This window comes from Streptomyces naganishii JCM 4654 (assembly GCF_014650575.1).
Taxonomy (GTDB): domain Bacteria; phylum Actinomycetota; class Actinomycetes; order Streptomycetales; family Streptomycetaceae; genus Streptomyces; species Streptomyces naganishii.
In genome coordinates this window covers 1-15,627 of record NZ_BMVF01000033.1, presented here as the reverse complement: position 1 = coordinate 15,627, position 15,627 = coordinate 1, and the positions used below count along the sequence as shown (strand labels likewise).

14 protein-coding genes are annotated in these 15,627 nt (G+C 74.2%); 5 read left to right on the top strand and 9 right to left on the bottom strand.

Annotation, left to right across the window (positions count from 1 at the left end; genetic code table 11):
• Positions 1–155: 155 nt before the first annotated feature.
• The gene (locus tag IE217_RS33480) at positions 156–1,325 is read left to right on the top strand and encodes a PP2C family protein-serine/threonine phosphatase (RefSeq protein ID WP_229865839.1); all 1,170 of its coding nucleotides are present in this window, start codon (positions 156–158) and stop codon (positions 1,323–1,325) included.
• 73 nt (positions 1,326–1,398) lie between these two features.
• Here the strand turns inward: IE217_RS33480 and IE217_RS33475 are convergent, their stop codons facing one another.
• The 4 genes from IE217_RS33475 to IE217_RS33460 form a co-directional block, all read right to left on the bottom strand.
• A complete protein-coding gene (locus tag IE217_RS33475; protein WP_190181720.1) occupies positions 1,399–2,289 on the bottom strand; it encodes an SDR family oxidoreductase in 891 nt (296 codons plus the stop codon).
• Between the two features lies 1 nt (position 2,290).
• Positions 2,291–3,931: a phytoene desaturase family protein gene (locus tag IE217_RS33470; protein ID WP_190181719.1), complete on the bottom strand. Its 1,641-nt coding sequence runs from the start codon at positions 3,929–3,931 to the stop codon at positions 2,291–2,293.
• Positions 3,924–4,454, bottom strand: coding sequence for an SRPBCC family protein (locus IE217_RS33465; RefSeq protein ID WP_190181718.1), 531 nt, complete (start codon positions 4,452–4,454; stop codon positions 3,924–3,926). Before IE217_RS33465 ends, IE217_RS33470 begins: the two co-directional genes overlap by 8 nt.
• Before the next feature lie 257 nt (positions 4,455–4,711).
• Positions 4,712–5,785, bottom strand: coding sequence for an NAD(+)/NADH kinase (locus IE217_RS33460; protein WP_190181717.1), 1,074 nt, complete (start codon positions 5,783–5,785; stop codon positions 4,712–4,714).
• Positions 5,786–6,002: 217 nt separating this feature from the next.
• On the opposite strand from IE217_RS33460, the gene IE217_RS33455 reads away from it, so the two are divergent.
• The gene (locus IE217_RS33455) at positions 6,003–6,173 is read left to right on the top strand and encodes a DUF5670 family protein (RefSeq protein ID WP_055490792.1); all 171 of its coding nucleotides are present in this window, start codon (positions 6,003–6,005) and stop codon (positions 6,171–6,173) included.
• A gap of 57 nt (positions 6,174–6,230) precedes the next feature.
• Here IE217_RS33455 and IE217_RS33450 read toward each other — a convergent pair whose 3' ends face one another.
• Positions 6,231–7,250, bottom strand: a complete 1,020-nt coding sequence (locus IE217_RS33450; protein WP_190181716.1) for a sigma-70 family RNA polymerase sigma factor — start codon at positions 7,248–7,250, stop codon at positions 6,231–6,233.
• 190 nt (positions 7,251–7,440) lie between these two features.
• Between IE217_RS33450 and IE217_RS33445 the strand changes: the two genes are divergently transcribed.
• The gene (locus tag IE217_RS33445) at positions 7,441–8,655 is read left to right on the top strand and encodes a chitinase (protein WP_190181715.1); all 1,215 of its coding nucleotides are present in this window, start codon (positions 7,441–7,443) and stop codon (positions 8,653–8,655) included.
• A 117-nt stretch (positions 8,656–8,772) separates the two neighbouring features.
• Here IE217_RS33445 and IE217_RS33440 read toward each other — a convergent pair whose 3' ends face one another.
• From IE217_RS33440 to IE217_RS33430, 3 genes are all read right to left on the bottom strand, one after another.
• Entirely contained in the window at positions 8,773–9,054 is a 282-nt protein-coding gene (locus tag IE217_RS33440; protein WP_190181714.1) for a hypothetical protein, read from the bottom strand.
• A 245-nt stretch (positions 9,055–9,299) separates the two neighbouring features.
• Positions 9,300–10,991, bottom strand: a complete 1,692-nt coding sequence (locus IE217_RS33435) for a RecQ family ATP-dependent DNA helicase (RefSeq protein WP_190181713.1) — start codon at positions 10,989–10,991, stop codon at positions 9,300–9,302.
• Between the two features lie 94 nt (positions 10,992–11,085).
• Positions 11,086–12,066, bottom strand: a complete 981-nt coding sequence (locus tag IE217_RS33430; RefSeq protein ID WP_229865838.1) for a YihY/virulence factor BrkB family protein — start codon at positions 12,064–12,066, stop codon at positions 11,086–11,088.
• A 214-nt stretch (positions 12,067–12,280) separates the two neighbouring features.
• Here IE217_RS33430 and IE217_RS33425 point away from each other — a divergent pair, with 214 nt between their 5' ends.
• A complete protein-coding gene (locus IE217_RS33425; RefSeq protein ID WP_190181742.1) occupies positions 12,281–13,090 on the top strand; it encodes an SDR family NAD(P)-dependent oxidoreductase in 810 nt (269 codons plus the stop codon).
• Between the two features lie 121 nt (positions 13,091–13,211).
• Here the strand turns inward: IE217_RS33425 and IE217_RS33420 are convergent, their stop codons facing one another.
• The gene (locus IE217_RS33420; protein ID WP_190181711.1) at positions 13,212–13,691 is read right to left on the bottom strand and encodes an MSMEG_6728 family protein; all 480 of its coding nucleotides are present in this window, start codon (positions 13,689–13,691) and stop codon (positions 13,212–13,214) included.
• Positions 13,692–13,909: 218 nt separating this feature from the next.
• Between IE217_RS33420 and IE217_RS33415 the strand changes: the two genes are divergently transcribed.
• Positions 13,910–15,574, top strand: a complete 1,665-nt coding sequence (locus tag IE217_RS33415; RefSeq protein WP_229865834.1) for a hypothetical protein — start codon at positions 13,910–13,912, stop codon at positions 15,572–15,574.
• Positions 15,575–15,627: the final 53 nt, after the last annotated feature.

Below are 15,627 nucleotides of genomic sequence, written 5' to 3'. Positions count from 1 at the left end.
CGCTGGTGATCGTGATCAAGCCCGCGGGGAGCTCCTGTGAACAGGCCGCCTGAGTGTTTCGCCGAGAACCGCCGTACCGAGCCGGGCCGCGCCTGCGTGCGCGCGTTCTGCCCTCCCCCGCCCCGCCCGCCGCACGGGGGCCGATGGGGTGACCGGTGAGGCGGCGCGGCGGCCGGGAGGCCGGGGACGGCCGTCCGGCGAGCGGGGACGGCACCCGCCCGCAGGTTCCCGCGCCACCCCTGTGGCTGCGCTGGCTGCCCGTGTTCTACGTGGCGGCGGTGCTGGCCCTGGAACCGGTGACCCCGGTGGACTGGCCGGTGAGCTTCCTGCTCATCGCGCTGCCCGTGGTCGCCGCCTACGCCCACGGACCCGTCGTCGTCGCCGGCGTGGCCGTGTTCGCGATCGTCTTCGAGGGCGTCCTGGCCGGCACCCCGTGCTGCGCCGGCCGCTCGGTGGGCTATCTCTGGGACCGGCACTACGTGGCCAACTACGTGTGCACCAGCCTGGTCGGGGTGCTCGGCACGATCCTCGCGGTGCACCGCATCCGCCGCGAGCGCACGCTGGCCACGGTGCGTTCGGTGGCCGAGACCGCGCAGCGGGTCCTACTGCGCCCGGTCCCCCGGCGCCTGGGCGCGGTCTGTGTGGAGACCCTGTACCTCTCGGCGGCCGCCGAGGCCCGTATCGGGGGCGATCTGTACGAGGCGGTGCCCACGGCGTACGGTGTGCGGCTGCTCGTGGGCGACGTGCGGGGCAAGGGGCTGGTGGCCGTGGAGACGGCCGCGACCATACTGGGCGCCTTCCGCGAGGCCGCCCACGACGAGCCCGACCTGGTCGGCGTGGCGCACCGCATGGAGCGCAGCATGAGCCGCCACGCCGCGCAGCTTCCGGGCGGCGAGGCGTCGGAGCGCTTCGTCACGGCGGTGTTCGCCGAGATCCCGGACGGCGAACACGTGGTGCGCCTGGTGAACTGCGGACATCCGCCCCCGCTGCTGCTGGGGCCCGACCGGGTCGTCGAACTGCACGCCACGTCGCCCTCACCGCCGGTCAACCTGGCCGCGCTGGCCGGCAACGGCTACCGGGTGGACACCGAACCCTTCCGCCCCGGTGACCAGTTGCTGCTCTACACCGACGGCGTCACCGAGACCCGTGACCGCGACGGCGTCTTCTACCCCCTGCCCGAGCGGATCCGGCAGTGGGCCGGCCTGCCGCCGCGCGAGCTCCTCGACCACCTGCACGAGGACCTCGTCGCCTACAGCGACGGCCACCTCGACGACGACATCGCCGCCCTGGCCGCGTACCGGCTGCCGGGCGTGCCCCGCGCCTGAGAGCCGCCGGGCACGGGCCTTCCCGGGCCGCGTCCGCCGGGCCGCGTCCGCTACACCGCCCGGCGCGGTCGGCTCACCGCCCGGCGCGGCCGGCGCGGCTGCGGTCGTCCGCCTCGCCGCCGGCGCCGAGCATACCGGTGGCGGCGAGCCCGCCCTCGGCCTCCAGCCGCGGCAGCGAGCGGCGGGCCGCCCGCAGCACGACGGGCGGCAGCGCGGCCCGGCCGAGCTGCACCAGGGCCAGCCAGCGGGGAACGTAGACGGCGGTACGGCGGCCGGCCACGGCCCGCGCGACCTGGGCGGCGACCTCCTCCGCCGGGCGCACCTTGCGCGCGGGGAGCGGCATGTGGGCGCGCAGTTCGCGCAGGACCGCGTACCGGTCGGCGTCGCGGATCATGTCCGTCTCGGTCCAGTTCAGGTAGGCGATGCCCACGGCGACGCCCCGGTGGGCGACCTCGGCGCGCAGGCAGTGGGCGAAGGCCTCGACGCCCGCCTTGGAGGCGCAGTAGGCGCTCATCATGGGGGCGGCGCCGAACGAGGCGAGCGAGGCGATCTGGAGGAAGTAGCCGGCGGTGGCCGTCAGGTCGGGCAGGAAGGCCCGGGCGGTGCCGGCGCTGCCGACGAGGTTCACGTCGATCACGCGGCGCCAGGAGGCGGGGTCGGACGAGGCGAACGGGCCGCCCTCGGCCACCCCCGCGTTGGCCACGACGACGGAGGGGCGGCCGAGCCGTTCACGGACCTCGTGGGCGGCGCGTGCCAGCGCCTCGTCGTCGGTGATGTCGACGGCGAGGGCCAGCGACGGCGTGGGGAGCGAGGCCGCGAGGGCCTCGAGCCGGGGCCGCTCGTGCCCGAGCAGCGCCAGCCCGGCCCCGCGGCGGGCGAGTTCGCGGGCGAGTTCCGCGCCGAGCCCGCGCGCGGCTCCCGTGACCACCACGGTGCGGCCGGCCAGCCGTGCGTCGCGCGCCACGTCAGTAGGTCCGCGCCACTGTGGAGGACCGTTCGCCCGCGCGGTTGCGGCTCGACAGGGCACGCTGTGCCCGGTGCAGTCCCGGGGGCAGGCGCCGGCGGAGCGCGGCGCGGGCGGCGTTGGCGCCCGGCGCGCCGTGCACGCCGCCGCCCGGGTGGGCACCCGCTGAGGCGAGGAACAGGCCGGCCACCGGTGTCTCGGGCCGCCCGCTGCCGGGCACCGGGCGGAACACGAGCTGCTGGTGCATCGCTGTCGTACCGCCGTTGATGGCGCCGCGGTCGAGGTTGCGGTTGAGCGCCTGGAGGGTCGGCGGGGCGAGGATGCGGCGGGCGCGGATCAGGGCGCGGAAGCCCGGCGCGAACCGCTCGACCTGCCGCTCCACCCGGTCGGCCATGAGTTCCTGATCCCTGCTGTCCCAACTCCCGGTGATCCCCTCGTCCCCGGCGTCCCCGGCGATCTCGCGCGGGACGTGGGTGTAGGCCCAGGCGGACTCGGTGCCCCGCGGTGAGCGGGAGGCGTCCGACGTGGTCATCTGGCCGAACAGGGCGAAGGGGCGGTCGGGTACTTGCCGCATGGCGATCTGCGCGGCGAACCGGGTGAGTTCGTCCACGCCGTCGGCGAGGTGGACGGTGCCCGCGCCCACCGCCCCCTCGGTCTGCCAGGGCACGGGCCCGTCGAGCGCCCAGTCCACCTTGAAGGTGGAGAAGTCCCATTGGAACCGCTCGAGGTCGGCCAGCATCTGGGCGGGCAGGTGCTCGGGGCCGACGAGCTGCCGGTACAGGGCGGGCACGGAGACGTCGGCGAGTACGGCGCGGGCCGCGGCCACGGTCTCGCCGCCGGCGGTGCGCACGCCCACCGCGCGGCCGTCGCGGATTACGACGCGATCGACCCGCTCGCCGCAGCGCAGGGTGCCGCCCTGGGCGCGCAGCCGCTGGACCAGGGCGGCGACCAGGGCGCTGGAGCCGCCCGCGGGCACGGGGAAGCCGTAGGTCTGCCCGAGCATGGACATCAGCCAGCCGAACCCGCCGCTGCCGGCGGACTCGGGCGCGAGGTCGGCGTGGAGCGCGTTGCCGGCCAGCAGCAGCCTGCCGCCCTCGCCCCGGAACTCCTCCTCGCCCAGCCGGCGCACGGGCAGGACCATCGTGCGGGCCATGCGCAGCCCGCCGGCGGCGCGCAGCCGGGCGGCGAGCCGGAGCGTGGCCTTGACCGGCGGGAACGGCGTGAACAGGGCGTCCAGGATGTCCGGGCCGACGCGTTCCCACGCCGTGTGCAGGCGGCGCCAGGCGGCGCCGTCCCCGTCGGCGAAGGTGTCGAGGGAGCCGGCGGTGACGTCGACGCTGCGGTCGAGCACCGCGCACCGGCCGTCGGTGAGCGGGTGGGCGAGCACGTGGGGAGCGTGGCTCCAGCGCAGCCCGTGGTCCTGAAGGCGCAGGGCGGAAAGGACCGGCGAGGCGGCGGCGAGCGGGTAGAACGAGCTGAACAGGTCGTTGACGAAGTCGGGGTCCACGCCCCGGTCGTGGCGGACGCCGCCGCCGGGTTCGGGCTGCTCCTCGAGGACCTCCACGCTCCAGCCCGCGTCCGCGAGGAGGTTGGCGGCCACCAGTCCGTTGGGGCCGGCCCCGATCACCACGGCGTCAGGCACGGCCGCCTCCCGGCGCGCGACGCCCGGCGTCCGCCGCGAAACCGGGCCGCCGGTTCCCGCCGCGGTCCTCGCCGCGTCGCTTCGCGGCCGCGCCGTCGGCCTCGCACACCTTGGCGAGACGGGCGAGCATGGCGCGGTGGCGCAGCTGGATCAGCGTCTCGGTGCCGACGTTGTGCACGATGCTGCCGGCTCCCTGGAGCGGGTGCTCGTCCACGATCACCAGGCAGTCCTCGCCCCAGGGGCGCACTTCGACGGAGATCCTGGCGGTGCCCAGGAAGCCCGCGTGGGCCTCCAGTTCGAGCAGGGAGCCCTCCTCGCAGTGCCGTACGACGGTCTCGTTGTGCAGCCGCAGCGGCCCGATCCTGACCTCGTAGGCGATGGCCGAGTCGACCTGGGGCCACTGGCCGCGCACGGGTTTCGAGTTCGCGGTGCCCACCACCCATTCGGCGTAGCGGTTGCCGTCCGCCAGGACGTTCCACACCGTCCCGGGACTGGTCTTGATCAGACGGTGACGCACTGCCACGCGGGCCTCCGAAGGTAGCGGTCGGCGGGTCTGTCACCGCCGGGTGCCCCGAGCCTCCCGGGCCAACCGGCCGAGTGCGGCGCGGGGGCGGCGGGTGCGGACGGGGCGTTACCAGGTTCGGTGGCGGGCGGTACGGCCGCAATTCGGGCGCTCGCACCATGGGCTCCGGTCGGGCGTCGCTCACACGGGGTCCGGTCGCGCGTCGCTCACATGGGGCCCGGTCCCGCGTCGCTCACACGGGGCCGGTCGCGCGTGGCTCACACGGGGTCCGGGGAGTCGCCCGGCGCGCGGGGCATGGCCAGGTGCGCCAGGTCCCCGGGCGGCGCGGTCGTCACCGGCCACAGCGGGGCCGGGGTGCCGTCGGCGACCGCGGCGGGCGCGTCGGTGAGGTTCATGCGGTCGCGCAGCCGGCCGTAGAAGTCCATGGGGCCGAGGCGTACGGCCCGCAGGCGGCGGGGGGACGCGTAGACGCCGATCCAGTCGCCCGGGTCGAGTACGCCGCGCAGCTGGCCGTCGATGCTGACGGCGGCCTGGCCGGAGCGTTCGAGCACGCGCAGCGCGACGGGTTCGTCGGGCGCGGCCACGACCGAGCGGTCGAACGCCATGTGCGGGGCGACGGGGGTGAAGACGAGCGCGTCCGCGCGGGGCGAGACGACCGGGCCGCCGGCGGCGAAGCTGTAGGCGGTGGAGCCGGTGGGGGTGGCGATGAGCAGCGCGTCGGCGGAGTAGGAGGCGAGGAGCCGTCCGGCGAGGTAGACGCCGACGGAGACCTGGCGGTCGCGGGCGAGCTTCTCCAGGACCACGTCGTTGAGCGCGGTGACGTCGAGGGCGATGCCCCAGTCGCCGCCGGCCTCGCAGTCGGTGCGCACGCGCGGCGGGGGCAGCAGGGGGCCGCGGCCGTAGCGCATGAGTTCCTCGATGCCGGCGGGGACTTCCAGGCGGCGGGAGGCGCGCATGGTGAGGAGCATGCGGCTCTCGACGGTGCTGCGCCCTTCGGCCACGGCGTCCAGGGCGGCGCGCACGGCGGGCGCGGGCACCTCGGTGAGGAAGCCGACCCGGCCGAGGTCGACGCCAAGGACCAGGGCGTCGTTCTCGGCGGCCAGCCGGGCGCCGCGCAGGAAGGTGCCGTCGCCGCCGAGGGTGACGATCAGGTCGGGGTCGCCCGCGGCCTCGACCTCCTCGCGGGCGCTGCGGCGTCCGCCGTCGTGCCAGACGTCGATGTCCGTGCACTGCACGTCGCGCGCGCCGCACCAGGAGCGCACCGCCTCCGCGGTCAGGGCGGCCTCGGCCCGTCCTCCGTGCACGACCAGTCCGATACGGCGCACTGTCACTTCCGGCTCCCCGTCAACTCGACGCCACGGGCCATCTTCTCCGCGGACGGGGACCGGGAGGGCACCGCCACGCCGCCCGGGGCCCGCCGGTGGCGCCGCCTTGTCCGGGCAGGGTGCAAGCAATCCATATTCCCGCGGTTTCACCGTGGAAACCTTGGTAATTGCGACGAGTTAACCTGCGAATGCCGGGCAGACGGTGGTTCGGAGGTTGATAACTATGGTTCCTTTGCTGCTGGTTCTTCTGCTCGCCCTGATCCTCTTCGGCGCCGGGTTCGCCCTCAAGGCCCTGTGGTGGATCGCGGTCATCGTCCTGGTGCTGTGGCTGCTCGGCTTCGTCGTCCGCCCCGCGGGCAGCGGCGGACGCAGGGGCCGCTGGTACCGCTGGTGACCTGCCCGTCCAGATGCGCCCGGCGTTCGCGCCGGGCGCATTGGCGTGCGGACCGGGTCAGCCCGCCCACGCCATGAGCCGTTCGCCCGGCTCCCGTTCGCGCAGCAGCGCCAGTGACTGCTTCTCCAGCTGGCGCACGCGCTCGCGGGTCAGGCCGACGCGCTCGGCGATCTCCTTGAGGCTGCGCGGATGCCCGTCGTGCAGGCCGTAGCGCAGGCTGAGGATCAGCGCCTCGCGCGGGGCCAGTGTGTCGACGGCCTCGCGCAGCTCCTCCGCGAGGGCCTGGTACTCGGCGACCTCGGGGGCCCGGAGCACCTCGCTGTCCGGGATGAGGTCGCCGACGACCGTCTCGCCGGTGTCGTCCACCGGCGTGTCGAGGCTGATCACCTGCCGGCCCACGCGCCGCAGCCACAGCACCCGCTCCTCGGTGAGGCCGCCCTCCCGGGCGACCTCCTCGGCGTCCGGCTCGCGCCCGAGCCGCAGCTGGAGCTTGCGCTCGACCTTGGCGATCTTGTGCAGCTGTTCGACGACGTGCATGGGCAGGCGCACCGCGCGGGCGTGGGTGGCCAGGCCCCGTTCGATGGCCTGACGGATCCACCACGTGGCGTACGTGGAGAACTTGAAGCCCTTGGTGTGGTCGAACTTCTCCACCGCCCTGATCAGACCCAGGTTGCCCTCCTGGATGACGTCCAGCAGCGGCAGCCCGCGATGCGCGTGCCGCTTGGCCATGGACACCACCAGGCGGAGGTTGGCCCGCACCATGTGGTCCTTGGCCTCCTGGCCGTCGCGCACGGCGTCCTCGAGTTCCCGCACGCGCTCCGGCGCGAGCCCGCTGCGCCGTTCGCCGGCCTCGCCCAGTTCCCGCTTCGCGCGCAGCCCGGCCTCGATGCGCCGGGCGAGCCACACCTCCCCCTCCGCGTCGAGCAGCGGTGTGGCGGCGATCTGCCTCAGGTACTGGCCGAGCAGGTCCGGTCCGTCGTCGCGCTCGGGGACCGGGTTGTAGCGCCCGGCGGCGCTCACCCGGGTCCGGCGGCCGTCCTGCGCGGACGCCTGCGTCCGCCGTGTCGCGGGAGCCATCGCGGTGCTCCTCATCTCCTCGCGTACCGGAGCGGCCGGGTACCCGAGGGGGTCGGGCGGGGATCGCGGCAGAAGGTAAAGCGATCGTATGGTCTAGTCCAAAGACTTATCTGGTCCAGACCAATCTATTGACGTGCTCGCAACAGCGTCAGGAAGCTGGGGCCTCTCCCCACCCCACTGGAGGCACGCAGTGAGACGTCTTCGCGCATGTCTGGGCGCGGCGGCCGCCGTAGGCATCGCCGCCGCCGGCACCACCGCCCTGGTCGCGGGCAGCGCCTCGGGCGCGACGACCGCGCTGAGCAACCGCTGGTACGCCGCGGCTCCCTACCTCATGCCGCTCGACAACGACCCGCCGGACGCGGGCGCCATCATGGACGCCACCGGCCTGAAGGCGTTCCAGCTCGCCTTCGTCCTCGCCCCCAACGGCGGCGGCTGCTCCCCCACCTGGGGCGGCACGGCCCCGGTCTCCTCCGACACCGCCGTCCAGTCGGTGATCAGCACCATCCGCGCCAAGGGCGGCGACGTCTCGGTGTCCATCGGCGGCTACGGCGGCACCAAGCTCGGCCAGACCTGCTCGGACGCGGCGTCCACGGCGGCGGCGTACCAGCAGGTGATCACCAAGTACGGCCTGCACGCCATCGACTTCGACCTCGAGGAGCCGGAGTACGAGAACACGGCCGCGATCAAGAACGAGATCGGCGCCGCGAAGATCCTCCAGCAGAACAACCCCGGCCTCTATGTCTCCGTGACCACCGCGGGCACGGCGGACGGCACCGGCTGGTTCGGCAAGCAGATGCTCCTGGAGGCCAAGTCGCAGGGGTTCACCCCCAACAACTTCTCCATCATGCCGTTCGACGGCGGCTTCAACGGCGCGGCCTCCCAGACCTCCGCGCTGACGAACTTCAACCAGATCCTCCAGTCCACCTTCGGCTGGGACCAGGCGACCGCCTACGCCCACGAGGGCTTCTCCGGCATGAACGGCCGCAGCGACACCGGCGAGATCTTCAGCCAGTCCGACTTCCAGACCGTGCTGGACTACGCCACCAGCCACAACATGGACCGCTTCACCTTCTGGTCCCTCAACCGCGACCGCCAGTGCTCCCCGCCCGACAACGGCGGCCGCACCTCGGGCACCTGCTCCAGCGTGGCGCAGAACTCCTGGGACTTCGCCAAGTACTCGGTGAAGTTCGCCGGGGCGACCCCGCCGAGCACCACCCCGACGCCGACCCCGACCCCGACGCCCCCGGGCACCGGGTGCAAGGCGGCCTGGAGCTCGAGCGCCGTCTACACCCAGGGCAACGAGGTCTCGTACGGCAAGCACAACTGGAAGGCCAAGTGGTGGACCCAGAACGAGGTCCCCGGTGCGGCCCAGTGGGGCCCGTGGGAGGACGAGGGCGCCTGCTGACGGCCCGGCGTCCATGACGTGCGCGGTCCGCGAAGCCGCTTCGCGGGCCGCGCACAGCCGTCACCGGCGCGCCCGCCGTGTACGTCCGTCACCGGCGCGCCCGCGGTGTACGGCGGTTCACGGGTGCGCGCCGTGGGGAACCGTCGCCCCTCCGGCCCGCACCGCCTCCACCACCACCTGGTGCAGCTGCCTGCTGTCCCGCTCGGTGTGGCAGGGCACCGGGCTGCCGCTCAGCGTGAACCACTGCGAGGTCCCGCTGTACTGCACCGCCACGTCGGCCTGCTGCCCGTCCCATGTGGTGTGCACGGTCAGGTCGCCCGAGACGGTCCCCGCCTCCTCGGTACGGGCGCCTCCCTGTCCGGTGAAGACCCCTGTCGTCGTCCATGACGCCCAGACCATGGTCACCAGCCTCCTTTCCTGCCTCCAGGTGTCGACGCGGAACTGCGCGGAGCGAACGGGAGCGGCCGGGCGGCGGCGCCTCTCGCATCCGGCCCTGCTTCGATCGTGGGCCCGTCGGTCCGGCCGCGCACAGGGCCGAACGGCCCCGCACCGCGGCCGGAGGACTCGGGACCCCGGCCGGAGGACTCGGCACCCCCGGCCGGGAGACTCCGCACTACGGCCGGAGGACTGCGCACCGGGCGCACTCACCCGCCCGGGCGGCTCACCACGGCCAGCAGGCCGTCGTGGTCCGCCAGGGCCCGAAGGGCCAAGGTGCGGTAACCGGCCTCGTCGAACAGGACGGTGATGCGGTCGCCGTCCTCGCTCAGCACCGAGCCCTCGCCCCACTGGCCGTGCCGCACGCGCGCGCCGACGGGATAGCGGGCCGCGTCGGGGTGCGCGGGTCGGGCCGTGGCCGGCGTCTCCCCCGCCTCGGCGGCCTCGCACGTGTCGCAGGCGCCGCAGGGCGCCTCGTAGGCCTGGCCGAAGTAGCCGAGCAGGAAGTGCCGCCGGCAGCCGGTCGTCTCGGCGTACGCCCGTGCCATCTCCACCCGGGTCCGGTCGGTGCGCCGGTGCGCGTCGGCCGCGCGCGCGGCCTCGTCCGCCGCCTTCGCGGGCGGTGTGCCGGAGACGGGACGCACCTCGCCCTCCTCGCCGGTGGTGACGGTGCCGGCCTCCTCCAGGAGGTTCACCGCGGCCGTCACCCGGTTGCGGGACATGCCCGTCTCCCGGCGCAGTTCGTCCACGCCCGCGGGGTCGTGCCGGTGATCGTGCACGGCGCCGGCGACCTCGCCCAGCGCGTCCCGGCCCGCCGTGCGGACGGCGAAGTACGTCTGCATGCCGGTGTCCTCCGGCCGGTAGTGCAGCACCGCCAGGGCCGGCTCACCGTCCCTGCCGCAGCGGCCGATCTCCTGGTAGTAGGCGTCCAGCGAACCGGGCAGCGCGGCGTGCAGCACGAACCGCACGTCCTCCTTGTCGATGCCCATCCCGAAGGCCGAGGTCGCCACGACGACATCGGCGGTGCCCGACCGGAACGCCTCGTGGATCCGGTCGCGCTCGGCGGCCCGCAGACCGGCGTGGTAGGCCTCGGCGGCCAGCCCCAGCGCGGCCAGTTCCCCGGCGTAGTACTCGGTCTCCTTGCGGGTCGCCGCGTAGACCAGGCCCGGTTTCGGCTCGGCGGCGGCCCGCTCCGTCACGGCCAGGCGGCGTGCGTCCTCGTCCGGGAAGCGGCGCACCTCGAGTCTGATGTTGGGGCGGTCGAAGCCGGTCACGAGGATTCGCGGCCGGTCCATGCCGAGCCGCGCGGCGATCTCCTCGCGCACGGGCGGGGCCGCGGTGGCCGTCAGCGCCAGCACCGCGGGCCTGCCCAGCCGCCGTACGGCCTGCTCCAGGCGCAGGTAGTCGGGCCGGAAGTCGTGGCCCCAGGAGGAGACGCACTGCGCCTCGTCCACCACGACCAGCGCCGGGCGGGCCTCGGCCAGCCGGGTGATGACCTCGTCCTTGGCGAGCTGTTCCGGTGCCAGGTGGACGAAGCGGGCGGCGCCCTCGTCCACGGCCCGCCAGGCGTCCCTCTCCTCGGCCGCGGTGAGCCCGGAGTTCAGTGCGACGGCCCCCGGCGCCCCCTCCCCTCCGGGCAGCCCGGCGATCTGGTCGCGCTGGAGGGCCAGCAGCGGGGAGACCACCACGACGGGGCCGTCCAGGAGCACCCCGGGCACCTGGTAGACGGCGGACTTGCCCGAGCCGGTCGGCATGACGACCAGCGTGTCGCGGCCCTCGAGGACCCACTCCATCGCCGTCAGCTGCTCAGGGCGCAGCGTCTCCCAGCCGAACACGTCGGCGGCGGCCCGGCGCAGGCGCGCGGCCCCGTCGTCGTGCCGTTCCGCTCGCCCGCTGCCCATTGCTGCTCCTCGCGCTCGGCGCGGATCCGGGGCGGTCCGCGCGGCATCCCCGGGTACCCCCGTGGCGACCGCACAAGTCACCACCCGGCTGCCACTAGGGACCGTGTTCGCCGCCGGGCCCGTGTTCGCCGTCCTCGTCCGCGTGCGGGGGCGGGTCGAAGTGGACGCTGATCTTCTGGAAGCCCTTGAAGGACTCCGTGGCCGCGTAGGAGCGGTAGGCCCGGCGGTCGCCCGCGCTGAGGTGGACGCGGTCGGTGAAGGGGCTCAGCAGGCTCCGGGGCCACAGCCGCATGCAGCGCACCGCGCAGATCTCCGCCGTGAAGACGTACACCAGCGCGCCGAGGTAGATCCACGCGAACAGGCCGAGCACGATGCCGAACAGGCCGTAGGTCGCCGTGGTCCCGCGCAGCACGTGCCCGACGTAGTAGGTGCCGCCCCACAGCAGCAGCTGCCATGCGCAGCCCGCGCCCAGCGCCGGGCCGTACATCAGGCGCAGGGGCAGCTGCCGTCTGGACAGCAGGCGGAAGCTGCCCATCACCAGGGCGGCGTACAGCAGGACGGACAGGAGGTCGGCGAGGACGCGGACGCCGGTCTCCAGCCGGGCGCCGAACAGTCCTGAGGCCCACTCGGTCGCGGTGGACAACAGCGTGGTGACGCACAGCCCGAACGCCAGCAGGAACAGGAACTTGACCCCCTTCAGACGGGAGCGGAAGGGGTCGGGCCGGGTGTGCCGGGGCACAGCGAAGATCTTGTTCAACGCGTGCTGGACGGCCTGGGCGACGTTGAGCGCCCCGTAGACGCTGCCGGCCACGCCGATCGCGACGGCGACGCTGCTGCCGTGGAAGGAGCGGATGTTCTGGCCGATCTGGTCGCCGATGACCGGGAACTCGCTCAGTGCCGAGTTCAGCACCTGGTGCTGAAGACGGGGGCTGCCGCTGAGGAAGGAGCTGAGCAGGGCGACGAGCAGGAGCAGCAGGGGGAAGAGCGCCAGGAAGCCGTAGTACGTGATCAGCGCGGCCAGGTAGGCGGCCTGGTCGTCGTAGAACTTGTACAGCACGGCAAGCGGCAGACCCACCCAGCGGTGGCGTCGTTGGTAACCATCCAGCCGGGCCAGCACTCCGCGCTTTCCCGCACGCTCGTGCGGGCGTGTGCTCGTGTCGGGCGCCACCCCTTCCCGGTGCCCTGGCCAGGCGGTTTCATGCACGGGGGCGGGGCCGCGGGGCGGCGCCCCGGGACCGGGGCGGAGGGTTGCCCGGGGCGCGCGCGGTTACTCCGTCCCCATGGACGACATGGACGACGAAAAGCCCCTCGCACTGGTGACCGGGGCTTCCAGCGGAATCGGATACGAACTCGCCCGGCAGTTCGCGGAGCACGGCTACGACCTGATCGTCAACGCCGAGGACGACCGGCTCGACCACGCGGCGCAGCGGCTGCGGGAGACGGGCGCCGAGGTGCGCGCCGTGCGCGCCGACCTCAGGGACCCCTCGGGCGTGGACCACCTGGTCGCCGCCACGACGGGCCTGCGCGTGGACGTGGCCGCGCTCAACGCCGGCGTGGGGCGGGGCGGCGCCTTCGTGGACACCGACCTCGCCGACGACCTGTCGGTGATCGACCTGAACGTGGTCTCCACGGTCCGGCTCGCCAAGCCGCTGCTGCGGGACATGGCGGAGCGCGGCGAGGGCAGCCTGGTGTTCACCTCCTCCATCGCGGCGACCATGCCGGGTCCCTTCCAGTCGGTCTACAACGCCTCGAAGTCCTTCGTGCAGTCCTTCGCGCAGGCGCTCCAGGACGAGGTGAAGGACAGCGGCGTCTCGGTCACGGCGTTCATGCCCGGGCCGACCGACACGGACTTCTTCCGGCGGGCCGACATGGGCGACACCAAGATCGGCACCGGCGACAAGGACGACCCGGCGCAGGTCGCCGAGCAGGCCTTCGAGGCGGTGATGAAGGGGCGCAAGAAGGTGGTGACGGGCTCGCTGAAGACCAAGCTCCAGGGGGCCGCCAACAAGGTGCTGCCGGACAGTGCCAAAGCCGCCGCGCACCGCAGGATGGCCGAGCCGGGCACGGGGGACGAGGACACCGCCACCGGCGGCTCGTAACCCCTTGCGGCTCGTGGCCGCTCGTGGCTCATAGCCGCTCGTGGCTCATAGCCGCTCGTGGCTCATAGCCGCTCGTGGCTCTAGCTCGTAGCTCATGGCGGTCGTAGCGACGGGTCAGGGCCTACGGGGAGGGCTCCGCCTCGCGGTCCGAGGAGGGCCAGACGTACGGCAGGTCGTCCGGCACCCCGGGGAACAGCGGGCCGTAGTGCTCCGGGTCCTTGCGCACCAGCGCCGAGCGGTGGCTGCGGTGCAGGGCCTCGTCGCCGAGCCAGGGCGGCAGCTCACCCGCGGCGGCCAGTTCGGGCTGCTCGCGCACGGGGGCGCCGGGCCGGACGGCGGCCAGGTCGGAGACGAGGGTGGCCGCACAGCTGTCCTGGTGGCCGTGGTCCCGCCAGACGCGGCACACGTCCAGGCCGTAGCGCACCAGGGCCTCCTCGTACCCCGCCCACATGCGCACCGCCGGGTGCCTGCGCCATCCGTAGCCCGGGACCGTCAGGCCGCGCAGCACCTGCAACGCCTCGACCCGCTGTTTGCCGAGCCGGCGGCGGTCGAGCGTCAGGGCGGACTCGGTGAAGCCGGGGTACGGCAGGAAGGTCTGCATGGCACCGTCCGAGGGTCGGGCGGCCGGCCCCTCGATGCGGGCGGCCCTTCACCGAGTGTGCGGCCCGTGCCCCGGTACGGCTCGTCCGCACCGCGCCGCGCGCGTTCCGCTGGACGGACGAACCTCGCTGGGCCTTAGGAGCGCAGGGGCGTGAGCGGGGCGTGCGGGGCGGGTGCGCGGTGGAAGGGATGGCGCACGCACGACTCCGAGGAGGCCCGATGCCCGATGCCGTGGCCGAGCGTGGCCCGTCCAGCACCGCCGTGGCGGCCGGCGGCGACCGCGCCGCGCGTCCCGGGCGGGCCTTCGAGCGGCTGGGGGCGGTGGCCGACGCCGTGCTCTACGAGGGGTATCTGCTGTATCCGTACCGCCGTTCGTCGGTGAAGAACCGGGTCAGGTGGCAGTTCGGGGTCCTGCTGCCCCGCGACTGGGTGGAGCGCGACGGGCCCGTGCCGGCGGGTGTGTCCGGCTCCGCCGACTCCTGGTACCAGCGGACCGAGTGCGTGCTGCGGACGCCGGGGCCCGATGCCGTCGTGCGGGTGAGGGTGCGCGGCCTCCAGATGCAGCACAAGCAGGTCGAGGAGGCCGGCCCGGACGGCCGGCACCGTGCCGTCGAGTCGCTGCGTACGGCGGACGGCGCCACGCATCTGACCTTCGACGAGGCGGTGCCCTGCGAGACCGAGGTCACCGTACCGCTGCGGGAGTTGATCGGCGCCGAGCGCACCTTCCCGGTCGGCGCGGCGGCGGACGACCGGACCGAGACGCTGCCCGGGGGCACCGGACGCGTGGTGCGGCGGCGAGCGGAGGTCCACGCGGTCACCACGCTGACGGCTGAGCGGCTCGCACCGGACCTGGTCCGGCTACGGGTGCGGACCGAGAACACCGGGCGTGCGGCGGACGCGGCAGCCACGCGCGAGCGGGCGCTGCGCGAGGCGCTCATCGCCACGCACACGCTGATCGGCGGTGAGGGACTGGAGTTCGCCTCGGCGATCGACCCGCCCGCCGGACTGGCGGAGCATGTGCGCGCGTGCCGCAACGAGTTCACCTTCCCGGTGCTCGGCGGCGATCCGCCCGGGGCGCGGGAAGCCCGGCAGGGCGACGGAGCCACCGGTGAAGTGCTGCTGTCCTCGCCGATCATCCTTCCCGACCATCCGCAGATCGCGCCCGAGAGCCCGGGCGACCTGCACGACGCGGCGGAGATCGACGAGATCCTGACGCTGCGCACGATGCTGCTGACCGACGAGGAGAAGCGCGAGGCGCGCGCCACCGATCCGCGCGCGGCCCGGATCCTCGACCGGGTCGACAACATGCCGGACGAGGTCTTCGCACGCCTGCACGGCGCGATCCGCTCACTCTCCCCCGCCGACCGTGGCGGGCAAGACGCTCCGGTCGGCCGGGACGGCCACGACGCTCCGGCCGGCCGGGGAGACCATGACGCTGGTGCGGACTCGCGGGCCGCCGCTCCGATCCCGGAGGCCGATCGCGGTCCGGGGGCCGATCGCGGTGCGGAGGCCGCCGAGCGGCCCGCGTGGTGGCGGGAGGGCGCCGACGACGGGCTGTCCCCGTCGACCGACACGGTACTCGTCGACGGCGTGCGCGTGGGCCGCGGCAGCCGGGTCCGGCTGCGGCCGCGCGGCCGGGGCGCGGACGTCCAGGACATGTTCCTCGAAGGGCGGACCGCCGAGGTCGCCGGCGTCTTCCACGACGTCGACGGCAGCGTGCACATCGCGGTCACCCTCGAGGACGACCCCGCCGCCGAACTGCACTTCTGGTACGGCCGTTTCCACTACTTCCGGCCCGACGAGCTCCAGCCACTCCCGGACTCCACGGGTCCGGCCCGCACCGAACCATCGGACACTCACAGCGAGGGGCAGCAACCGACATGACGGCTACGGAGTCCCGTTCGGCGGGGCGCAGACCCGCGCAACTGGTGGACATG